General features: G+C 64.5%; 19 protein-coding genes. 3 read left to right on the top strand and 16 right to left on the bottom strand.

Annotation, left to right across the window (positions count from 1 at the left end; genetic code table 11):
• Nucleotides 1-46: 46 nt before the first annotated feature.
• The 4 genes from CFY91_RS15960 to CFY91_RS00285 all read right to left on the bottom strand — a co-directional run bounded on the left by CFY91_RS15960 (nucleotide 47) and on the right by CFY91_RS00285 (nucleotide 5,646).
• Nucleotides 47-193, bottom strand: coding sequence for a hypothetical protein (locus CFY91_RS15960; protein WP_165765279.1), 147 nt, complete (start codon nucleotides 191-193; stop codon nucleotides 47-49).
• 95 nt (nucleotides 194-288) lie between these two features.
• Complete coding sequence (locus CFY91_RS00295; protein ID WP_093984332.1) at nucleotides 289-1,584, bottom strand: NCS2 family permease; 1,296 nt, start codon at nucleotides 1,582-1,584, stop codon at nucleotides 289-291.
• A gap of 193 nt (nucleotides 1,585-1,777) precedes the next feature.
• Nucleotides 1,778-4,474 (bottom strand): diguanylate cyclase domain-containing protein, encoded by a 2,697-nt coding sequence (locus tag CFY91_RS00290; protein WP_093984331.1) that lies wholly within the window; start codon nucleotides 4,472-4,474, stop codon nucleotides 1,778-1,780.
• 47 nt (nucleotides 4,475-4,521) lie between these two features.
• Nucleotides 4,522-5,646 carry a methyltransferase gene (locus CFY91_RS00285; protein ID WP_093984330.1) on the bottom strand — a complete coding sequence of 375 codons (1,125 nt, stop codon included), beginning with the start codon at nucleotides 5,644-5,646 and terminating at the stop codon, nucleotides 4,522-4,524.
• A gap of 72 nt (nucleotides 5,647-5,718) precedes the next feature.
• On the opposite strand from CFY91_RS00285, the gene CFY91_RS00280 reads away from it, so the two are divergent.
• The gene (locus tag CFY91_RS00280) at nucleotides 5,719-6,495 is read left to right on the top strand and encodes a ferredoxin--NADP reductase (protein WP_093984329.1); all 777 of its coding nucleotides are present in this window, start codon (nucleotides 5,719-5,721) and stop codon (nucleotides 6,493-6,495) included.
• On the opposite strand, the gene CFY91_RS00275 is transcribed toward CFY91_RS00280, so the two are convergent.
• From CFY91_RS00275 to CFY91_RS00255, 5 genes are all read right to left on the bottom strand, one after another.
• Nucleotides 6,425-8,440 carry a sensor histidine kinase gene (locus CFY91_RS00275; protein ID WP_093984328.1) on the bottom strand — a complete coding sequence of 672 codons (2,016 nt, stop codon included), beginning with the start codon at nucleotides 8,438-8,440 and terminating at the stop codon, nucleotides 6,425-6,427. The two genes, CFY91_RS00280 and CFY91_RS00275, sit on opposite strands and share 71 nt — an antisense overlap.
• On the bottom strand, nucleotides 8,415-9,536 hold the full coding sequence (locus CFY91_RS00270) for an ABC transporter substrate-binding protein (protein WP_093984327.1): 1,122 nt from the start codon (nucleotides 9,534-9,536) through the stop codon (nucleotides 8,415-8,417). Before CFY91_RS00270 ends, CFY91_RS00275 begins: the two co-directional genes overlap by 26 nt.
• Before the next feature lie 17 nt (nucleotides 9,537-9,553).
• The gene (locus tag CFY91_RS00265; RefSeq protein WP_093984326.1) at nucleotides 9,554-11,806 is read right to left on the bottom strand and encodes a putative bifunctional diguanylate cyclase/phosphodiesterase; all 2,253 of its coding nucleotides are present in this window, start codon (nucleotides 11,804-11,806) and stop codon (nucleotides 9,554-9,556) included.
• Between the two features lie 123 nt (nucleotides 11,807-11,929).
• Nucleotides 11,930-12,343, bottom strand: a complete 414-nt coding sequence (gene mscL, locus CFY91_RS00260) for a large-conductance mechanosensitive channel protein MscL (protein ID WP_093984325.1) — start codon at nucleotides 12,341-12,343, stop codon at nucleotides 11,930-11,932.
• 69 nt (nucleotides 12,344-12,412) lie between these two features.
• A complete protein-coding gene (locus tag CFY91_RS00255) occupies nucleotides 12,413-13,159 on the bottom strand; it encodes an EAL domain-containing protein (protein WP_093984324.1) in 747 nt (248 codons plus the stop codon).
• Nucleotides 13,160-13,330: 171 nt separating this feature from the next.
• Between CFY91_RS00255 and CFY91_RS00250 the strand changes: the two genes are divergently transcribed.
• The gene (locus tag CFY91_RS00250) at nucleotides 13,331-13,600 is read left to right on the top strand and encodes an HP1242/YdcH family protein (RefSeq protein ID WP_093984323.1); all 270 of its coding nucleotides are present in this window, start codon (nucleotides 13,331-13,333) and stop codon (nucleotides 13,598-13,600) included.
• Between the two features lie 98 nt (nucleotides 13,601-13,698).
• Nucleotides 13,699-15,234 carry an MltF family protein gene (locus CFY91_RS00245; protein WP_093984409.1) on the top strand — a complete coding sequence of 512 codons (1,536 nt, stop codon included), beginning with the start codon at nucleotides 13,699-13,701 and terminating at the stop codon, nucleotides 15,232-15,234.
• A gap of 10 nt (nucleotides 15,235-15,244) precedes the next feature.
• Here CFY91_RS00245 and CFY91_RS00240 read toward each other — a convergent pair whose 3' ends face one another.
• The 7 genes from CFY91_RS00240 to CFY91_RS00210 all read right to left on the bottom strand — a co-directional run bounded on the left by CFY91_RS00240 (nucleotide 15,245) and on the right by CFY91_RS00210 (nucleotide 21,769).
• The gene (locus CFY91_RS00240; protein WP_093984322.1) at nucleotides 15,245-15,619 is read right to left on the bottom strand and encodes a DUF6746 family protein; all 375 of its coding nucleotides are present in this window, start codon (nucleotides 15,617-15,619) and stop codon (nucleotides 15,245-15,247) included.
• Nucleotides 15,620-15,683: 64 nt separating this feature from the next.
• A complete protein-coding gene (locus CFY91_RS00235) occupies nucleotides 15,684-16,004 on the bottom strand; it encodes a hypothetical protein (RefSeq protein ID WP_093984321.1) in 321 nt (106 codons plus the stop codon).
• A complete protein-coding gene (locus tag CFY91_RS00230; RefSeq protein WP_093984408.1) occupies nucleotides 15,998-17,473 on the bottom strand; it encodes a PepSY-associated TM helix domain-containing protein in 1,476 nt (491 codons plus the stop codon). Before CFY91_RS00230 ends, CFY91_RS00235 begins: the two co-directional genes overlap by 7 nt.
• Entirely contained in the window at nucleotides 17,470-17,775 is a 306-nt protein-coding gene (locus CFY91_RS00225) for a hypothetical protein (protein WP_093984320.1), read from the bottom strand. The genes CFY91_RS00230 and CFY91_RS00225 overlap by 4 nt, the downstream gene beginning before the upstream one ends.
• A complete protein-coding gene (locus CFY91_RS00220; RefSeq protein WP_165765278.1) occupies nucleotides 17,765-20,278 on the bottom strand; it encodes a TonB-dependent siderophore receptor in 2,514 nt (837 codons plus the stop codon). The genes CFY91_RS00225 and CFY91_RS00220 overlap by 11 nt, the downstream gene beginning before the upstream one ends.
• Nucleotides 20,279-20,348: 70 nt before the next feature.
• A complete protein-coding gene (locus CFY91_RS00215) occupies nucleotides 20,349-21,275 on the bottom strand; it encodes a DUF4880 domain-containing protein (RefSeq protein ID WP_093984318.1) in 927 nt (308 codons plus the stop codon).
• A complete protein-coding gene (locus CFY91_RS00210) occupies nucleotides 21,272-21,769 on the bottom strand; it encodes a sigma-70 family RNA polymerase sigma factor (protein ID WP_371870540.1) in 498 nt (165 codons plus the stop codon). Before CFY91_RS00210 ends, CFY91_RS00215 begins: the two co-directional genes overlap by 4 nt.
• Between the last annotated feature and the right edge of the window lie 163 nt (nucleotides 21,770-21,932).

Here is a 21,932-nt window from a genome sequence, read left to right as displayed (position 1 = left end):
TTGCGACAGACAGGCAAGGTAGGGCCGGCAGCGGCGCCGGCGCGGCTCAGGCGTAGCCGGCGGGAGGCGAGAAGGTGAAGGCGAACAGTACGCTGCGACGACGACGCAGCAGGGCGTCGCGTGGCCACTCACGGCTGGCCATGGCTTGCAGGGCCAGGACCACGTAGAAGGACAGTGAGCAGAGCAGCGACATGACGAAAGACGCAGGGTTGTTCAGCGGGCGGCGAGTGTAGCCGGTTGCGCAGGTCAGGCCAAGCCTTGCCGGCAGTGCCGGCAAGGCGAAGCGCGTTAGGCGCTGAAGTAGGCGAGCTTGACCACGAACAGGGCAGAGAGGATCCACAGCGCCGGGTTCAGCTGGCGCCACTGGCCGGCCAGCAGCTTGATGGCGGTCCAGGCGATGAAGCCGAAGGCGATGCCGTTGGCGATCGAGAAGGTCAGCGGCATGGCCAGCGCGGCGACCACCACCGGGGCGGCAACCGACAGGTCATCCCAGTCGATGCGCGCCAGGCTGCTGGTCATCAGCACGGCGACGAACAACAGCGCCGGTGCGGTAGCAAAAGCCGGTACGGCGCCGGCCAGCGGGGCGAAGAACAGGCTGAGCAAGAACAGCGCCGCCACGGTCAGTGCCGTCAGGCCGGTACGCCCGCCGGCGCTGATGCCGGCCGCCGATTCGATATAGCTGGTGGTCGTACTGGTACCCAGCGCAGCGCCGGCCATGGTTGCGGTACTGTCGGCAAGCAGTGCACGACCGACTCGCGGCATCTTGCCGTCCTTGTCGAGCAGATCGGCTTTTTGTGCCACGCCGACCAGGGTGCCCGAGGTGTCGAACAGGTCGACGAACAGGAAGGCAAAAATCACGCTGATCAGGCCGATATCCAGAGCACCGGCGATATCCAGTTGCATCAGGGTGGGCATCAGGCTGGGCGGCATGGACACCACGCCATCAAGCTTGGACAGACCGAGCACGATGGACAGTACGGTGACCAGCAGGATGCCAATCATCACGGCCCCGGTGACCTGGCGGTAATACAGCCCGGCGATGACGAAGAAGCCCAGGCAGGCGAGCAGGGCGCCGCCGCTGCTGAGGTCGCCGAGGGTTACCAGAGTGGCCGGATGATCGACCACGATGCCGGCATTTTTCAGGGCAATGATCGCCAGGAACAGGCCGATACCGGCAGCAATACCCGAGCGCAGTGGTAGCGGGATGCTGTTGATGATCCACTCGCGGATCTTGAAGATCGACAGGGCGAAAAAGATCGCCCCGGAGAGGAACACCGCGCCCAGCGCGACTTGCCAAGTGTAGCCCATGGTCAGTACCACGGTGTAGGTGAAGAAGGCGTTGAGGCCCATGCCGGGCGCCAGGGCGATCGGATAGTTGGCAACCAGGCCCATGATGGCCGAGCCGATTGCGGCCGCCAGGCAGGTGGCGACGAATACCGCGCCGCGATCCATGCCGGCTTCGCTGAGCAGGCTGGGGTTGACGAAGAGGATGTAGGCCATGGTCAGGAAGGTGGTCAGGCCGGCCAGCAGCTCGGTGCGCACCGTGGTGTTGTGAGCCTGCAGTTGGAAGAGTTTTTCCAGCATGTGGATTCCCCGCTGGCGCCAGGGCGCCGTGAAATGACTGATTCGGCAACGCGTGACCGCTCTGAGCGACCTCGCGTATGGCCCTGCAGGCCGCGCCATGCGCCGTCCCGGGCAAAAAGCGGCGGCATCATAGCAGCTTGCTGGCAGGTCGAGAATCTGACCGTGCAGCCAGTTTGTGTGCGCCGGCGAGACGCTACGCGTCGGACTCTACCCGGTTGCGACCGTTTTGCTTGGCTCGGTACAGCGCTGCGTCGGCCTGCTCGATGAGTTCGCCGGCGCTGCCCTGGTTGCTTGCTGCACGTACCGCCACGCCGATGCTCAGGCTGACCCGGCCCAGTGGGCTATGCGGGTGGGGCAGGCCCAAGGTGGCCAGTACGCTGAGGATGGTCTCGCCCAGCTGGCGGGCGCGGGCCAGGTCGCAATCGGCGGCAATCACCGCGAACTCCTCACCGCCATAGCGGGCCACGTGATCGCCGGCACGCCGTGCGCAGGATTGCAGCACGCTGGCGATGGTCTTCAGGCACTGGTCGCCGGCCTGGTGGCCGAGGTGGTCGTTGTACAGCTTGAAGTGGTCGACATCCAGCATCAGCAAGGCCAGCTGCTGGCCACTGCGCGCGGCCCGCGCCCATTCGTCGGCGAGGATTTCATCGAAGTGGCGGCGGTTACCCAGGCCAGTCAGTGCGTCGGTGCGTGACAGCTCGGCGAGTTGCAGGTTGGCCTGCTGCAGTTCGGCGGTGCGTTGCGCCACACGCTGCTCCAGTTGCTCGGTGTTCTGCTGCAACTGCCTGGCCATCTGGTCCAGCGAGCGTGCCAGGTCGCTGACCTCGCGCACCGGGCTGCGCTGTGGTGGGCTGGCCTGCCACTGTCCGGCGGCGAGTTGCGCCGCCCAGTGGTTGAGGGCAACCAGCGGACGGGCGACCCAGTCGCTGACAAACAGGGCGATCAGCAGGCCGAGGGCCAGAACCGCCAGGCCCAGGTACAGGGTGTTGTGTAGCAGGGCCTGCATGGCACTGGCGAACTGGCTGTCCGGCAGCAGCACGACCTGGGTCAGGCGGGGCCCCTTGGCCAGTACATAGGGACGCCAGTCGAGGTGGTAGGTCTGGCCGTCGATCTGCAGGTGCAGGCTGCCTTCGCTGTCCCCACTGTCGCGCAGGGCCTGGCCGGCGGCACGAATCAGTGGGTTATCGCTGGTCTGGCTGGTCAGGCGCTCGACCTGTTCGCCCTGGCGTCGGTACAGGGCGTCCGTGCTGGAAGTGGCCAGCAACTGGTCGTCGTTTTCCAGAAGAAATACCAGGGCCTGGGTGCCCTCGCTCAGTTCGGCGAGAAACCCGCTGAGTTGCGGCAGGGCGATATCCGCGGTGGCCACACCGAGAAAGCGCCCCTGGCTGTCGTGCAGCGGTGCGGACATACCGATACCCAGGGTGGCATAGGCCTGCTCCTGATCATGGATGGCATAGGCATATACCTCATACCAGGCCATGCTGCCGTTGTGACGGGCCGCCTTGAACCAGGGGCGCTGGCGGGCGTCGAAGTGCGCGCCGGTAGAAACCAGGCTGCCTTTGCGGTTGGCCGCATCGACCCGGTGGATCTGCATCTGCATCTGCTCGGCCGGTCGCGCATGCAGCATGCGCAACCCGCGGTCCGGGCCCATCGGTGGACGACTGCCGGCATAGTACTGGCCGTCGGCGAGGCCGACCGAGACAAAGGTCAGCAGCGGGTGCTGGCGCAGTTGCAGGAGCAGGCGTTGCAGCAGGGCATCCGGCTGCTGTGTATCGAGCAGGTCCACGCTGGCTTGCTCGACATTCAGGGCCAGTACGCTGCGTGGGGCCTCAAAGAAACGCTGCAGCTGGTCCTGGGTGCGTTCGCTGATGCTATCCGCCAGTTGCCGGGAGATCTGCTCGGCTGCACGTTGCGCATGTTCGTAGGCCAGCCAGCCGCCGATGGCGATGATTGGCAGCAGGGTCAGCAACAGGGCGCCGAGCAACAGTTGGCGCAGCGGCAAGGGGCGCGAGCTGAATACGGTGCGACTGCGTGGTCGACGGCGATGAAACCACAGCAGGGCGACCACCAGGGCCAGCAACTGGCCGCAGGCCAGTAACAGACGGCTCTCGCGGCTGGCGGTCAGGCCTTGCTGTGGCCAGTCGGCAGCCAGCTGCCACTGCCCACCGGGCAGGTGTATGTTGAGTAGCAGGCGAGCCTGGCGAAACAGGCTGGCCTCGCCGTGGAAGATCTGGCCGTGTTCACCCTGGCCATCCACGCCACGCAGGGCCAGGCGTACCCCGGCGGGCAGATCGAGCAGGCCGGCGCGCTGCAGGGTGTCCTGCAGACTGAGCGCGATGGATACCAGGCCGAGTAGTTCGCCGTTGCCCTCGTCGGCAAATACCGGTGTGCGGTTGACGATGCCCAGGTTAAGGCTCTGCACCAGGCGTATCGGTCCGACCAGTACCGTATCGCGTTGGGCGATGGCGCGTTCAACGCCGCTCATTTGCTCGGGATTGACACTGTAGTCCAGGCCGAGCAGCGCCTCGTTGCCTTGTAGCGGGTAGATGAAATTGACGCGCAGCTTGCGTGTGGTGCTGATGCTGACGATAGGCGGGTGGCGGGTCAGCAACTGGGCCGCCAGTTGCTCCAGTTCGGCCTGTTCGGCGCCGCGTGCCAGCAGGCGCCGCAGCTCGGCATTGCCACTCTGTGCCTGTTGCACTTCCTCTTCGAAACGTTGCACGGCCTGACGCAGTTGCTGGCGCAGGGCCTGGTCGGTTTCTGCCTGGCGCTGTTGCTGATGCAGATAAAGCAGGCTCAGGCTGGCCAGGCTGGCCAGCAGAAAGACCAGCAGGGCTTGCAGGTAGCGTTGCCAGGGAATGGGCGTATCGCTCGGTGAGCCGGGGCGCATGGAGAACTCGGTGGCAGGTGGCCATCGCTGCGGTGGTTTTTCCCAGCCTAGCGTATTGCGCGGAGAATCACGAATTTTGCCGTGGCGGCCAGCTGATGGACTTCGCTAAACAGACGTTTCAGCTTGATGTGATAGGCCAGGTGGCGGTTGCCGACCACCCACAGTTCGCCGCCCGCCACCAAGGCTGCGCGGGCCTGCTGGAACATACGCCAGGCGAGGAAGTCTCCGACCACTTGCTGCTGGTGAAAGGGCGGATTGCACAGCACCAGGTCCAGCGAGGCCGCAGGCTGTTCGGCCAGCCCGTCGCCCGCGCGGATAGACACTGGCCGTGCGCCATGCACGGCCTGCCAGTTTTCCTCGGCCGACTGCACGGCCATGTAGGACTCGTCGACCAGGGTCAGCTGTGCCTCGGGATTGTGCAGGGCAAAGACAATCCCCAGCACGCCGTTGCCGCAACCCAGGTCGGCGACGCGCAGCGCGCCTGTGCGCGCGGGCAGGTGCGGGAGCAGTGCGCGGGTGCCGATATCCAGGCCTTCCCGGCAGAACACATTGGCGTGGTTGGCGAGGCGGATGGCGGGTTGCTCGAGCGAGTAATAGGTCGGGTAAGGCGAGTGCGGCTGCGGACGCGGCTGCGGCGTAGCGAACAGCAGGCGGGCCTTCTTCACCGCCAGGCTGGCCTGCACCGGGCCGACGTAGCGCTCCAGTAGCTCGCCTGCGGCGCGGGGCAGGTGCTTGAGCATGGCGCCGGCAACGACCCGGGCGCCCGGTGCCAGCTGGCCGTGCAGGCGGATCAGTTGCTCTTCGAGCAAGGCCAGCGTCTTGGGGATACGCAGCACCACCCAGTCGAAGGGGCCGCTGACGGGCTGGCTGGCCGGCACGAAGCGCAGGCTGTCAGCGGCCAGGCCGTTGCGCAGCAGGTTCTTGCTCAGGGCCAGGTGACCGAGGAAGGAGTCACCGCTGCTGGTGAGCTGGCAGTGCCCGGTCAGTGCACAGGCCAGTGCGCCGAAACTGTCGTTGAGCAGCAGCACCCGGCTGACCGGGGCCAGGCCCTGGGCATGCAGGTGCTCAAGCAGGTACTGATCGGCGGCATCGAAGGCCTGCAGTGGCTGGTTGGCCATCTCGGGCTGGCGGATCAGGTCGTGGGCGGCAAAGGGGCTGGTCAGAATAGGCATAGCAACTGGCGGTGTTTGTTCGGCGTGACTTGCGCGACACTGGCAGTGAGCCGCGTACAAGGGGGACACAGTATGACTGCCCGTGACGACAAGTTCACCCGCCAGACTATTACCGCGCTGCAGCGCCATACGCCCAAGCTGTTCAGTCTGCGCTGCACCCGCGACGCAGCTTTCCGTTTCCGTGCCGGGCAGTTCGCCCGCCTCGGCGTACGAACGGCCAGCGGTTGCGTGGTCTGGCGTGCCTATTCGATGGTGTCGGCGCCGCACGATGATTACCTGGAATTCTTCTCCATCCAGGTGCCCGATGGCCAGTTCAGCAGCCAGCTGGCCCGCCTGCAGGTTGGCGATGAGCTGTTGGTGGAGCGCCAGGCCTATGGTTTTCTCACCCTGGACCGCTTCAGCGATGGCCGCGACCTGTGGTTGCTGGCCAGTGGTACGGGGATTGCGCCGTTCCTGTCGATTCTCCAGGAGCCAGAGGTCTGGCAGCGCTTTGCCCAGGTGCGCCTGCTATACAGCGTGCGCCACGCCGAGGAACAGGTATATCGGGGGCTACTCGATGCCTTGCCGGGGTGTGACTATCTGGGTATCCGGGCCGGTCAATGGCAGTACCTGGTGACCCTGACCGGCGAGCAGCAGGACGGCTGCCTGCACGGACGGCTGACCCGCTTGCTGGCCACAGGTGAACTGGAGCGCGCCGCTGGCCTGGCCTTGCAGCCGGAGCACTCGCGCCTGATGGTCTGTGGCAATCCGCAGATGATCGAAGATACCCGCGAATCGCTCAGGCAGCGGGATTTGCAGTTGGCGTTGACTCGTCGGCCCGGTCAGGTGGCGGTGGAGAACTACTGGTAAGCGGTGCCACGCGTGGCAGACGCAGGGTGAAGCAGGTGCCCTGGCCCAGTTGGCTGCGCACGCTCAGCTTGCCGCCCAGTACGCCGCTGACCAGGTTGTGCACGATATGCAGGCCCAGGCCGCTGCCGCCCTGACCAAGCCGGGTCGTGAAGAACGGGTCGAAGATGCGTGGCAGGTGCTCATCGGCAATGCCGATGCCATCGTCACACACCTGCAGTTCCAGCCAGTCACCGGGCAGGGTTTGTCCGCGTAGTTCGATACAGCCTTGCTCGCGAGCGTGGAAGGCATGCAGCAGCGCATTGTTGATCAGGTTGACCAGCACCTGGCCGAGCGGCCCGGGATAGCTGTCCAGTTCCTCATGCAACTGCACCTGGTTGACTACCCGGTAGGGGGTTTTCTTCAGGCTTGGGCCGAGGGTGATGAGAATCTCGCTGACCACCTCGTCGAGGTGGAACTGGCGGCGCTGGGCGCTGGCCTGGTCGACGGCCACCTGCTTGAAACTGCTGATCAGCTCGCTGGCGCGTCGCAGGTTGCGGATCAGGATGTCGCTGGCGGTCTGGTTGTCGGCCAGGAAACTTTCCAATGCACTGCGCTTGAGGGTGCCGTCGCTGATGGCGCTGGCCACCTCGCGGCTGAAGTCCTGCAGGCTGCTGGCAGCCATCAGGCTGTTGCCGATCGGCGTATTCAGCTCATGGGCGATGCCAGCGACCAGCGCACCAAGCGCGGCGAGCTTTTCGCTCTGTACCAGCTCGCTTTGTGTGTGCTGGAGAATCTGCATGGCGCTGCTCAGTTCGCTGTTGCTCTGGCGCAGGGCTTCGGTGCGGTCGTTGATGCGCTGCTCGAGGCTGGCATTGAGTTCGCGGTAGTCGCTTTCCCGTTCATGGATGGCCGCGACCATGCGTTGCAGGCTGTGACTCAGGTCGTTCAGTTCGGCAATCCGGCTGTGTTCCAGGGGCAGCTGGTAGTCGCCGGCGGCAATTGCCCGGGCATGCCGGCTGAACAGGGAAATGCGCCCGGCCAGTGCCCAGCTGGTGGCCCCGGCAAACAGCAGGCCGAGGGTCAGGGTCAGGCCGAGGGCAATCAGCAGGTGCTGCCAGGTGGCCTGGATCAGCGCATAGGCCTGCTCGACCGGCTGCGCGACCAGTACGCGCCAGCCGGGACCGTCGACCTGGCGGGCCAGGCCGGTGAGTCGCTGGCCGTCGAGGGTAAATTCACGGGGGCTGGGCGCATCGTCCTGGAGCACCGCGAGGTGTCCCAGGTTGAGTTGCTGCAGATCGCCCTGGCGTTGCGAGTCAGCGATCAGCTGGTATTGCCGGTCAACGATACGCACCTGCAGGGTACCGTCCAGACTCAGCTGGTGGGCGAGTTGCGGCAGCGGACTGATCGCCACCTCGCCGACCAGGCTACGCCGGCCAACCGGCAGGGCCAGGGCCACCGCCGGGCGGGCGCTGACCGTGGAGAGAAAACTGTTCGACCAGTAGGCTTGCTGTTGTTGATGGGCCTGGCGAACGAAATCGCGCGCCGACAGATCCAGCCCGGCCAGGTTCTGGCGCAGGTGGCGTTTGGCCTGGGGCAGCCCGATGACCTGAATGCGGCTCTCGGCATCGGTCAGGTAGATCGCTTCGTAGAAGTCCGAAGAGTCGGCGTAAGCGTCCAGCAGTGTCTGCAGCTGGGCGACCGGTAGCTGGCGGTTATGCCGAAACAGTGCAGCCAGCGCACTGAGCTCACGGTTGGCAATGCTGAAGTGGCGCTGTAGCTGTTGTGCGGTGGTGTCGGCGGCGAGTTGCTGGCGTTGCTCCACGGCGCTGCGCATGAGCGGTGCGTAGTACAGGTAGAACAGCAGGCCCATGGTCAGAATGGGCAGCAGGGCGACCAGCAGGAAACGTCCGGCCAGTGTCCACAGCAGTGGCCGGGCCTTGTCAGTCTGCGCGGCTGTAGCGGCCATCGCGCACCACCATCAGGTAGAAGGGGCTGTGGCTGTCGCCATAGTCATCGAAGACGATTTCATACTGCAGGCCGTTGAAGCGGCGGATGCGTAGCAGGGTCTGCTTGAGTGGCTCTCCGGGCTGGCCTTGGCGCATGGCTTCGAGCAGGACCTGGGCAGCGTTGTAGCCGGTGACCGATGCGGTATTGATCGGTTGGCCAAAGCGTTTTTCAAAGGCTTCGCGAAAGGCCCGGAAATGTGCGCTGGGGTCATCGAGGTCGAAAACCTGTGCGGTCACCAGACCCTCCACGGCCTTGCCGCCCATGCCGATCAGGTCGTCGGCGGCGGACCAGGCAGGTGCCGCCAGCGGCAGTCCGGGGTGTTGCTGGCGCAACTGGGTAGCCAGCAGGGCGGTATCCAGGGCACTGCTGACCAGCACCACCCCTTGCGGACCGCTGGCCAGCGCCTGGCGGGCCAGCGCGGCAAAGTCGGTTTGGGGATCGCGCTGAAACTCGATGGGCGCATGCAGTTGACCACCTAGCGCCTCGAAGTGCGCCGTGAAGTCATCCAGCCAGGGACGGGTGAAGGCGCTGTTGCTGCTTTCCACGAGGACGGCGAGGTGCTGCAGTTGCAGGGCTTCGCGCAGATGGCGGGCGATGGCACGGGCGTCCGGGTTGTCATGGCTGAGCGTGCGGAAGAACTGGTCGTCGCGTCCGGCCAGCTGGCGGGTCAGCGGTGAGCCGCCCATCAACAGAATGCCGGCATCACTGAATAGCGGGGCTACCTGTTCGGCGACCAGGCTGGTCATCGGGCCAAGCGCGGCATCCACCTGCAGGGCGATCAGTTCGCCCGCGGCGTGCCGGGCCTGCACAGGGTTGAAGGCGTCGTCGCGAAACACCAGCTCCACCGGGCGTCCCTGGATGCCGCCCTGGGCATTGGCCTGTTCCACGGCCAGCTGCATGCCGTTGCGCCCGGAGATGCCCAGGCTGGCACTCGGCCCGGACGTGTCGACCAGAATGCCCAGTTGCCAGGCGGGAGGGGGGTTGGCAGGGCTGTCGCAACCGCTCAGCAGCAGGCTGGTCAGCAGGGCCAGGGTCGCTAAGGGCAATGCTCGCATGGCAGGTCCTCGCAGGTTTACAGGGCGATCTCCTGGGGCAGTTGCAGGCTGCCGTTGGCGCGCTGCTCCACCAGTTGCAACAAATCGTCCAGCGGCATGGGGCGGGCAAACCAGTAGCCCTGGCCTTCCTGGCAGCCCATGCTCACCAGGCGACGGGCCTGGCTGGCCTGCTCGATGCCTTCGGCCAGCAGTTGCAGCTGCAGACTGTGGCCGAGTTGCACGATGCTTTCGACGATGCGTCGGCTGCCTTCGTTATGTTCCAGTTGGCGGATAAAGCTGAGGTCGATCTTCAGGCGATCGACCTGCAGTTGCTGCAGGTAGCTGAGGGAAGAGAACCCGGTACCGAAGTCGTCGATGGCGATGCGTACGCCGCGTTGCTTGATGTGGTTGATCAGCTCGACCATGAACTCGGCGTCCAGCATGGCCACCGATTCGGTGATCTCCAGCTCCAGGCGTTCCGGCGCGATGCCGCTGTGCTGCAGGGCCTGGTCGAGGGTTGCCAGGAAGCCGGCCTGGCGGAACTGGCTGACCGAGACATTCACGGCCATGCGCAGGGGTTGCCGGGTGGCAGCCTGCAGTCGTTGCAGATCGCTACAGGCGCGCTGCAGTACCCAGGCACCGAGACTGACGATCAGCCCGGAGCTTTCCGCCAGCGGAATGAACTGGTCGGGAGCAACCCACTGGCCGTCGCTCTTGCGCCAGCGCAGCAGCGCCTCGACGCCTACCAACAGGCCGTCCTGCAGGCGCACCTGCGGTTGGTAGACAAGGAACAGCTGTTGCTGCTCGAAGGCTTCGCGCAGCTCCTGCAGCAGGCGCACACGGGCATGGGTGGCCTGTTCCATGGCTCGGGTGAAATGATTGATGCTGCCACGTTGCTGCTGCTTGCCGTGCTTGAGCGCGATATTGGCGGCTTTCAGGGCATCGCTGCCGCTGCCGTCGATCTGGTCCAGGCAGGTCAGGCCAATGGTGGCGGTGATGTGCTGCTGCAACCCGGCGAACTGCAGGGGTTGCTGGAAAAGCGCCTGCAGGTGCGGTGTATCGATCAGTCGATTGTCGAGGAGGATGCCGAAGACATCGCCGGCTACGCGTGCCAGCAGGGCTTCGCGCGGTAGTTGTTGCTGCAGGCGCTCGGCGGCAGCGGCCAGCAGGGCATCGCCAAGCTGGTGGCCAAGGGTGTCGTTGAGTTCGGAGAAACCATCGATATCCAGCAGGACCAGGCTGGCCTGCTCACGCTGTGGGCCGGCCAGCGCACGGTCGAGCGCCTGGATCAGCGCCAGGCGATTGCCGATATGCAGCAGCGGGTCGTAGTAGGCGTGATCCTTGAGGCGACTGAGCAGCAGTACATTGTCTAGGGTGATGACGATATTGCTGCAGAACACTTCCAGCAGTTGTCGATCGAGCAGGCTCAGTGGGCGCTGGGTTTGCAGGTAGGCGGCCATGTCCTGGCCATCCTGGCTGGCAAAGAACAGGGTGGTGGCATGCGCCTGGTAGAGGTTGCCGCGCTGTTCCAGGGCCTGCGCCAGGGCTGCCGCGACACGGTTGTCCGGCAGGCTGGCAAGCGGCTGGTTGATGCACTCGGTGAGCCGTCCGGCAGCGGCTACCACCAGCGCCCGGCCAGGCTGGTCGGCTTGTTCGCAGGCACATACCACGCCTTCCGGCGGCAAGCCAAACAGCCCGCAGATCTGTGTGATGATGCCCGCGGCGAACTCGCTGACCCCCTGCAGGGCGAGCAGCTGGCTGCTGGCCTTGATCACCATGGCCAGGCCGCGGCGATTGGCATTGATGGTGTGAATCTGTTCGTAGGAGCGGATGGCTGCCGTCAGGACGGTGTACAGGCGGTTGCGGGTCAGTTCGGACTTGGTCTTGTAGTCGTTGATGTCGTAATCGCGGATGGCGTCCATTTCCGGTGCGTAGCCGGGCTGGCCGGTGCGCAGGATGATGCGCACTTCGCTGTTGTGCAGCTCTTCGCGGATACGCTTGACCAGTTGCAGGCCGGCCTGCTCGGACTCCATGACCACATCCAGCAGGATCACCGCGATCTGGGCTTCGTTATCCAGGAGTTGCAGTGCCTGTTGTGCCGAGTAGGCATGCAGGAACTGCAGCGGGCGGCCGAGTATCTCGGTCTTGGCCAGGGCCAGGCAGGTCGCCTGGTGGACATCGCGGTCATCGTCGACGATCAGGATGCGCCAGCTGGCATGTGCCGCGTGGGAGGGCTCGCCAGGGTCTTCCTGATCGAAGGCAAACAGATCGTCATCGCTGTGCTGGCTCATCGACTCGCCTTGACTGCAGAGGGTGATGGCATTGTTGTTATGGCGACTGCGGTCGCTTGCTGAGTCTAGGTCAGTCTTGGCGCGCGTGCCGGGAAAGTCACCCGGCACGCAGGCGTGGGCCTCTTAGGGCTGGTCGTGACGGGCCTTGAGCAGGTCGCGGATTTCCCCGAGCAGTTGCTGTTCGACGCTGGGCGCGGGCGGTTCGGCCGGCGCGGCCGCTTCTTCGCGCTTGAGGCGGTTGATGACCTTGATGCCCATGAAGATGGCAAAGGCGACGATGATGAAATCCACCACGGTCTGGATGAACTTGCCGTAGGCGAGTACCACGGCGGCACTGTCGCCCTCGGCGGCCTTGAGCACCACGGCCAGGTCGCTGAAGTCGACACCGCCGATCAGCAGTCCCAGGGGGGGCATCACTACGTCGCCGACGAAGGAGGAAACGATTTTGCCGAACGCGGCGCCGATGATGATGCCGACGGCCATGTCGACCACGTTGCCCTTGACGGCGAAGGCTTTGAATTCGGAAAGCAAGCTCATGTCGAGTCCCTGTTGTGAGTTTAGGTACCCGGCAGTGTATGTCAGCGGCGGCCTGGCTGCAGCCGCTGTTCAGTCGGGCCAGTGCACTTCCGGTAGGCAGGCGAAGCCGGGGCGGGCCAGCAGGTAGCCCTGGAACAGTTCGACACCCAACTCGCGCAGGACGTGCAGCTCGGCCAGGGTCTCGACGCCTTCGGCGATGACTTGAATGCCCAGACGCCGGCACATTTGCAGCGTACTGTCGACCAGCACCTGGCGTACCGTATCCTGGTCGACGCCGCGAATCAGCTGCATGTCCAGCTTGAGCAGGTCGGGTTGGAAGTCGGCGAGCAGGTTGAGGCCGGCATAGCCGGCGCCGAAGTCGTCGATGGCGGTGCGAAAGCCCTGTTGGCGATAGGCGCGGAGGATGCCGACCAGATGATCGATATCCAGTACCTGCTCCTGCTCGGTGACCTCGAAGATGATCTTGTCGAGTGCCAGGTTGCAGCGTTTGGCCGCTTCCAGCGTGGTGCGTATGCAGGTTTCCGCGCGATACACCGCGTTGGGCATGAAGTTGATGGAAACCAGGGCCGGTACCTGCAGGCGTGCCGCCCATTCCACAGCCTGTACCCGGCAGGCCTGGTCGAAGGCATAGCGATTGCTCTCGTTGATCTGTTCCAGCAGGCTGCCTGCTGACTCGCCATTGGCACCCCGCACCAGCGCTTCATGGGCGAATATCCGCTGTTGCCGCACGTCGACAATCGGCTGGAAGGCCATGCCCAGCGGCAAGGGGAATGCCTGGCCATCACGGCAGGCGCTACAGCGATGGTAGTCTGACATGGAGGGTTCTCAGGGTTAGCGGGGACTCTTGCAGGGTAGCGCCCTGCGGGGCGAATTCAATGGGCACGGGGCGGATTGTCGCACGGCGCGCCAGGGAGTTGACCGGCGTCAAGGGCGCGCGTCCTGGGGCTGGGTAGTCTACAGACATAGGCCAACCACGGAGTTTCCGTTATGTATGTAGAACATCACCCGTTGATCAAGGATTTCCCGGAAATGCGCGAGAAAATGCAGGAGCTGCGCCAGACTGACGCGCACTTCGCGCGCCTGGCCGAGACCTACGAGAATCTCGACAAGCAGATTTGCCGTATCGAAGATGGCATCGAGCTGCTCGATGATGCCGCTCTGGGTGCGCTGAAGGTCGAGCGTGTGGCGCTCAAGGATGAAATCGCCGGGCTGCTGAAAAAGAGCAAGGGTTCCTGCTGTGGCGGTTGCTGCGGCTGATTCGCCCCGGCGTATCATGAAAAACCGGCCTACCGTGAGGAGGCCGGTTTTTTTCTGGGCGAGCAATGGAACGGGCCGACAGGTCTTGGAGGATGCTGATGCGTGTATTCGCTGTATGGCTGCTGTGCCTGCTGCTGGTCGCTTGCCAGCCTAGGGCACAAACCTTGGCTCCCACGCTGGAGGCTGCGCCCGAGGCCTCGCTGGCGCTTCCTGATGTGGCACTGAGTGCCAGCGAGGAGGCGGAAGTCGATGGCATGGTACTGGCCTTGCCCGAGTCCTGGACGGGGGATCTGCAGGGCATGCGCGAGCGGCGCCTGGTGCGCATCCTGGTGCCTTACAGCAAGACCTTTTACACCGTTGATCGCGGGCAGCAGGACGGTATCAGTTACAGCTATGGCAAGGCCTTCGAGGATTGGCTGAATCGTCACCAGCCCTTTCCGCGTCGCTCGCTGAGCTGGGAAGTCATGTTCATCCCGGTCGCACGTGACCAGTTGCTACCCAAGCTGTTGGCCGGCGAGGGCGATATCGCCGCGGGTGGTTTGACGATCACCACGCAGCGCCTGGAGCAGGTCGATTTTGCCAGTCCGTTCGTCTCCGGTATCCGTGAAGCCCTGGTCACCGGACCGGCCAGCCAGCCGATCAGTCGGCTGGAGGAAATGTCCGGCTATGAGGTGACGGTACGACGCTCCAGCAGCTATCACGAGCACTTGCTGGCGCTCAACGCACAGTTCAAGGCGCGCGGCATGGCGCCCGTGCGCATCATGCTGGCTGACGAGAACCTGGAGTCCGAGGACTTGCTGGAAATGCTCAATGCCGGCCTGCTCAACGCCGTGGTGGTGGACCGTTATATTGCCCAGGCCTGGCAGCCGCTTTATCAGCGCTTACGGATTCACGATGCCTTCTACATTCATCAGGATGCCGAGTTCGCCTGGGCCATTCGCCCAGGCAGCCCACAGCTCAAAGAGGCGCTGGACAGTTTTGCGCGTAGCCATCGGCTGGGCACGCCATTCGGCAACGCGCTGCGCGTACGTTATGTCACGCAGAGTGGCAAGCGCCTGCGTAATCCCACGCGTGAAGCGGAAATGCGCAAGTTCGAGAGCCTGGTGGCACTGTTTCAGAAGCACGCCATGACCTATGACTTCGATTACCTGATGCTCATGGCGCAAGGGTTTCAGGAATCGCGCCTGAACCAGGCGGCGCGCAGCCCGATGGGGGCCGTGGGGGTGATGCAGCTGTTGCCCAGTACGGCGGCGGACATTGGCATCCAGGGCGTGGACAAGAGTGCCGATCGCAATATCGAGGCGGGCAGCAAGTACATGCGCTTGCTCGCTGCGCGCTACCTGGATGATCCGCAGTTGACCGACATGAATCGCACCCTGCTGTCCTTCGCCGGTTACAACGCCGGCCCTGGCAATCTGCGCAAGTTCCGGCGTCTGGCGGAGAAATCGGGCCTCGACCCGAATGTCTGGTTCGGCAATGTCGAGCATGCCGCTGCGCGCGTGGTGGGGCGTGAGACGGTCGACTATGTGGCGAACATCTACAAGTACTACCTGGCCTACAAGCTGGTTGAGTTCAGGCACCAGCAAAGGCAGCAGGGCAAGTCGCAACTGCGCGAGCGCCAGGCCACACGCTGAGCCGCGCGCTTCAGCGCTGGAGTGGCTGGCTCCCTTGCAGGTACGCCTGGCCGTGCTGGCGGACCTTGGCTGGGTCGTTGTGTTCAGAGGCCTTGTGTACGGCCTCGAGGTCTGCGGCGATGACTTTCAGCTCGCTGTCGATACGCCCCAGGGCGTTTTCCAGGGTGTAGGTCAGGGCATGGACTTCGTGCAGGTCGTGTTCATCAAATGCCGGCTTGGCCAGCAGCGCCTGTAGTTTCTGGTTGTATTCACCCAGGTTGTGCAGGGCTTGTGGGAGACTTGCGGACGGCTGCCCCTTGAAGTGTTCATAGCGCTCGCTGGCCAGGCTGTGGCCGGCGAGCAAAAGGCCAAGCAGTAGTGCGGAAAGAGGGCGGGCGTAGTGCATGGAGTTCTCCAGAATGATCCGTTGGCACGGTGTGTTGATCATTCTGTGCAAATGCGAATTTTTATCATTGACTGAGATCAAGTCCATGCAGGCTGCCGGCCAGCAGCCAGGCCAGTAGCCAGGCGCCCAGCAGTTGTCCGGGGCGTGCCGGAAAAAGCCCGCGCAGCAGACCGGCCAGCATCAGCAGGCAGACTAGCCACAGCCAGGCATGCCTGTAGCCAGCCTGTTCCAGCCAGTATCCCGCACCGAGTAGGCAGGTCAGTGCCAGCACCTGCCAGGCCCGGTATGGGAAGGAGGCCAGCGGCGCCAGGTGCTGCTGACGATGCAGGGCGGGCATGCCTAGCCCCAGCGCGCAGCCATAGCAGAGCAGCAGGGCGATCAGCATGTCCGAGGTCCTCGGGCAGCATGCTGTGCGACATACAGGCCTACCAGGCCAGCGCCGAGCAACGCCAGGTCGATCGCCGCCAAGGCCCAGTCAGCATTGGCCAGGCTGGTCAGCAGGTGGCCTGGCACCTGTAGCGGGGCGAGCAAGGGCAAGGCAATGGCCAGGCCGCCGAACAGGTACCAGCGCCTACCCCGCGCAGGATGATGGCGCCAGGCCATGCAGCACAGCGCATAGCCCAGCCAGGTCAGGGCAAAGCTGGCAGCTTCCAGTGCGTCGCGTCCCGGCCAGTGCTGAGGTAACAGGCGGTTGCTCCACAGTAAGGCCAGGCAGGCCAGCGGTAATCCCTGGAACACGCCGGCATTGATTGCCTGCAGGAGTGCGCGAGGCTGACCATCGCGAGCCTGGCGCTTGCGTAGCCATAGCTGGTTGCCGGCCAGCAGCATCAGGCAGCCGGCCAGTCCGAGCAGCAGGTAGAGCAGGCGCAGCGGGGCTTCAGCGAACTGCCCTTTATGCAGGCCAGTCATCCAGGTGTAGGCCTGGTAGGCGTCGCTGGGTTGTTGATGGTGCAGCAGCGCGCCGTTCTCGGCGGCAAAGTACAGGTGCTGTTGTGGGCTGGCGATCGTCGAGTCGTTGCGCTGGCGTACTTGGATGACGGCTGAGGCGTCGTCTGGATGCTCGATGTTGATCCACAAGATCGGCGCGCCGTTCCACCGTGCTTGCGCCTGCTCCAGCACTTGCTGCACGGGCAGGCTGGCGGGGCCTGGGCGTTGCAGTTCGTCGCGGTGGTAGCTGCCGCTGACCTCCGTGGCAAACTGCTCGAGGTCGCTGCCGTACAGCCATTGCGCGGCGGCCGGCATGTAGCTGGCGACCATGATGGCCACGCCGCTGTAGGCCATGAACAGATGGAACGGAAGGGCACTGACTCCAGCCAGGTTGTGCAGGTCCAGCCAGGCGCGAGGGGCACTGGCGCGTCGCCGGAAGGTGAAGAAATCCCTGATCAGCCGCCTATGGATCAGCAGCCCGCTGAGCAGGGCGACCAGCATCAACATGCCGGCCAGGCCGACCAGATACATGCCCGGGGTGCCGCTGTGCAGGTTCCAGTGCAAGGTCAGGAAAAACTCACCGCCGACGCTGGCGGGCAGTGGTTGTGCGTACTGCGGATCAAGCAGGACCTGCTGACGGGCTCCGCTGGCGGTTTCCCAGATCAGTCGCCAGTAGGGCTGGCGGGGTGCGGGCGGTTGCATCCAGATGGCGTGCAGCTCGGCATGGTTATGCTGTTCCAGCCATTGCAGGACCTGTTGTGCACTCGCCTCGATGGGCTGCGGCGTGTGCAGCAGTGGGCGCATCCAGCGTTCGATTTCCTTGTCGAAGCAGGCCAGGCTGCCGGAAAACAGTATGACGAACAGCAACCAACTGCTGGCCAGGCCGGCCCAGCCGTGCAGCTCAGCGAGGCGTTGGCGCAGGCTCATGGCCGCATGCCCCATGTGCCGGCCAGCCAGGCACTGCCGCTCAGCAGCAGGCTGAGCCCGGCCAGCCATAGCCAGGCGCGCAGGGGGGTGCGGCAGGCAAACGCCAGTAGCATGGCCAGCGCCCACAGGGCAAAGCTGGCCAGGCTGGCCCAGACGGCTCGATCGGGACGAGCCAAGGGCAGATAGACGGCCAGGCACAACGTGCCACTGTAGGCCACCAGGTAGCCGCCGAGCAGGGCTGCCAGGCTGCGCGTACCGACGCCGGCGAAGGTGTGGCGGACTCGGCGCGTTTTACCAGGCATAGCTGAGGCTGGCGATCAGGTTGCGTCGGTTGCCGTACCAGCAGTAGTAATCACAGGTGGCAATGTATTGCTTGTCGGTGAGGTTGTTGGCGTTGAGTTGCAGGGTCAGGTCGTCCAGCCGGTAGCTGAGCATGGCGTCATACACGGTAAAGGACGGCACGCGAAGTTGGGCGCTTTCCTGATTGTCGCCGTAGCTGGCTCCGGTGTAGCGGGCGCCCATGCCCAGGTTAAAGCCGCTCAGCGGGCCCTGGTCGAAGTGGTAGACCGCCCACAGCGAGGCGAGGCGTTCGGCGACCTGCGAGGGGCGCCGGCCCTGCTCGGCGGCCAGCGTACTACGGCGGGTCTGCGCGTCGAGCAGGGTGAGCGCCCCTGTCAGTTGCAGCTGCGGGCTGAGGTCGGCACTGGCCTCCAGCTCCACGCCGCGGCTACGCACCTGGCCCAGCTGGGTACGCACACCATTGCTGCCATTCTTGCGCACGTTGTCCTGGGTCAGCTCGAAGAGGGCCAGGCTGACGCTGGCGTCGAGCTGTTCGGGCAGGTATTTCACGCCGACTTCGTACTGCTCGCCCTGTTCTGGCTGATACGGCTCACCGCTGCTGGGGTTGATGTCGGTAACCGGCAGGAAGAACTCCGAGTAGCTGGCGTAGGGAGTCAGGCCGTGGTCGGCCAGGTAGGCCAGGCCGGCACTCCAGGTCATGGCATGGTCGCGCAGGCTCTTGTTGACGCCGCTGCTGCGGTTGTTCAGGTCGCTGCGTGCATCGTCATAGCGCATGGCCAGCTGGCTGACCCAGCGCTCGTCAAGCTTGAGCTGATGTTGCAGGTACAAACCCAGCTGGTCGGCACGGGTCTGCTTGTGTTGCAGGTCCGCGGCGCTCAAGGGGGCCAGCGTGGCGCTGTTGATCAGGCTGGTGCCGGCCGGGTAGATAGGCTGGTAGATATCCAGGGGTTCGCGAACCAGCGGGTCGCTGGCAAAAGCCTGTTCGTCGATGTGCAATTGCTGGTAGTCGAGGCCGAGCAGCAGGGTGCTTTCCAGGTTGTCCTGGCTCCAGTGCTGGAGCAGTCGATTGTCCAGCGAGAGGTTGTCGGCTTGGCCATCGGTATACGTCAGACCGCGCATGATGGTGCGACGCGAGGGATCGTTGAGGTCGGGCAGTGCGCCGCTGGCCAGGGCGAATGCCGTGTCGAAAGGCAGGTTGAGACGGCTGGCGAGGACGCCGGCGGCCCGGTTGAGCAGGTCGATGGCATGGCCGGCGTAGTACATCTGGCGTAACTCGACATCCAGCTTGCCGTAGCGCATGTTCTGCTGGAAGTCCCAGTGCTCGTCGAGGCGGTGGTTGAGCTCATAGCCGATATTGAACTGGCGGCGGTCGAACTTCTCATAGGCCGGATTGCCGACCGCGACATCGTCAGCGATGCGTCCGTTGCCGGTTGCCCACAGGCTGCCTTCTGCCGGCAGGAACTGCAGCTGTGGCTGGGAATTATCCTGCTGCCAGCTGGCCAGCAGGGTCAGCGAGCTGTCTTCGGCGAAGTCGATCCGCAGCGACGGAGCCAGCAGCAGTCGTTCACTGTCCACCTGCTCGACCTGGGTGCCGGTGTCGCGACTCAGGCCGACCAGGCGAAAACGCATGCTGCCCTGGCTGTCCAGGTCGCTGCCCACGTCAAAGTGCAGTTGCTGGCGGGAGAAGCTGCCGTATTGCAGGCCGACTTCGTTGCGTGCCTCGGCATTCGGGCGTTTGCTTTGCAGGTTGATGATGCCGCCTGGCGTGGACTGGCCATACAGCACCGAGGAGGCACCTTTGAGAACTTCGACACGTTCGAGCAGGTAAGGATCGACCTGCCAGCTGTAGAAGCCGCTGGAATAGACGCGTACGCCATCCTGGAACAGGCCGTTGTTGGCTTGCTTGAAGCCGCGCAGGATGAACCAGTCCTGCTTGTTGTCCTCGCCAAAGTAGCCGCCCTGGATACCTGCCGAGTAGCGCAGTGCATCGCTGATGGTTTGGCTGTTGCGGTCCTTGAGCTGTTGCTGGGTGACCACGCTGACCGAGCGCGGCGTAGCGGCCAGTGGGGTGTTGGTCTTGCTGGCGCTGCGACTGTTGTAGGCGACATAACCGCGGTCTTCGCCGACCGGGCTGTCCAGCTCGGCCATCACGCTGAGACTTTGCAATTGCAGCTGGCCTTGTTCGGCGGCCAGCTCCAGATGGTAACTGCCGTCGGCACTGCGTACGGCACGCAGGCCACTGCCGGCGAGCAACTGGGCCAGACCATCGGCGATGGCGTAGTCGCCATGCAGGGGGGGCGCCTGGCGTCCCTGGCTGAGTTGCGGGTCGTAGCTGAGCAGGATGCCAGCCTGGCTGGCAAAACTGTTGAGCGCCTGCTCCAGTGGCCCAGCGGCGATTTGGAAGGGTTGCCCGGCTGCCTGGGCCAGGAGTGGCCCGCTGGCCAGGCCGAGCAGGCTGGCGCGCAGGCAGAGGCTGAGCAGGGTAGGGGCGACGGCATGACGCATGGTGTGGGCTCCGGTGGCCAATGGCTGTTGGCAAGGAGGCCGAACGAGCGTGCAAAACCTGCAATTTTTTTTAGGCAGGTTCCACGCTGACCCAGTAGCGCGTGCGGTAGTGCAGGCGTACCGGCAGGGTTCGGGCGACGGCCTGCAGCACACGTTCCGTGTCATCCAGCGGAAAAACCCCGGAGATGCGCAAGGCGGCGACTTGCGGCGCCCAGCGCAAGAGGCCATGGCGCTGCCTGCGCAATGCGCCGAGTAGTTCGGCCAGCGGCATCTGCTTGGCTACCAGCAGGCCCTGTTGCCAGCGACTACGGTCGATGTCGGCGGGGCCGGCAAGTTGTGCCTGGGTGTCGCGCACCCAGTAGTCATGGCCGGCAGCCAGGTCTGTGAGTGCGCCTTCGCCCTGCCAGCTGGCCTGCCCGCGATACAGGCTCAGGCGAACCGGTTGTGGATCAAGGCGCAGTTGTAGCTGGCCCTCCTGCAGTAGGCAGCGACCCTGCGCACAAGCGATCAGCCAGGGACTGGCTGCTTCGATCAGTACCTCGCCCTGATGGACTTGTAGGCGCCGCTGATCGCCCAGTTCCAAGAGGTCCACTGCACTGTTGCTGTTGAGGTGCAGCAAGCTGCCATCGGCCAATCGCCACTGGCGACGCTCGCCGATGGCCGTGCGCTGGTTGGCCAGCCAGGTAGGCCAGGGTGCCTGGTCAAGGCCCAGCACCGTGCCGCCGAGCAGCAGGCCGCACACACTTAGTTGGCGCAAGGCCCGGCGGCGCTGCGGGTCATGTCGGGCTTTTTGCAGGGTGGGCTGCAGCAGGGCTGGGGGTAGACTGCCCAGGCGCTCGCTGAAGCGTTCCAGGCGCTGCCAGGCGGCTTCATGTGCTGCGCTGGTTTGACGCCAGGCCAGGCAGGCCGCTTGTTGCTCGGGCGTGGCGTGGCCGGAGAGCAGGCATACGCGCCAGTCGATAGCCTGCTCCAACAGCGTATCGTCTGGTGCATTCATAGCAGCCCCTGGCGGTGGCAATGGCGCAGGGCCTGGCCCATGTACTGCTGGATGGAACTGATCGAGCGTCCCAGGCGCTGGGCAATCTCCGCATAAGCGAGGCCTTCAACCTGGGAAAGCAGGAAGGTTTCGCGCACGCACGGTTTGAGCCCATCGAGGACACGGTCCAGCGCGACCAGGGTCTGCAGGTGTTGCAATTGTTCTTCCGGGCCCGGGTGCAGAGGCTCCGGCAACACGGCCAGTGCTTGCAGGTAGGCGCGTTCCAGGCTGCGCCGGCGATAGTGATCGATCAGCAGGCCCCGTGCGATGGTGCCCAGCAAGGCACGCGGCTCGTCGATGGTGGGGCGTTGCGGTTGCTGGAGGAGGCGCACAAAGGTGTCCTGGCTCAGGTCGGCAGCCTGGGCCGGACAATCCAGGCGTTGGCGCAACCAGCCCAGCAGCCAGCGGTGATGCTGCTGGTAAAGACTGGCGACATGGTTGAGAGCGGCAGGCACGGCAAACATCCAGGAAGTGGAAATATTCGCGCATATTAATGCGACTATTTATCATTAACAAACGGCTTTTGCGGCTGGATGCGTAAGGGCTGGCATGTCGATTTACCCGCCATCCCGGCTAAACTGCCGTCTGTTGCCTGCTGGCCAGCACGATGGCTGCGAG

This window comes from Pseudomonas fluvialis (assembly GCF_002234375.1).
In the GTDB taxonomy this organism is placed as follows: Bacteria; Pseudomonadota; Gammaproteobacteria; order Pseudomonadales; family Pseudomonadaceae; genus Aquipseudomonas; species Aquipseudomonas fluvialis.
This window is presented reverse-complemented; position numbering and strand designations above follow the sequence as displayed.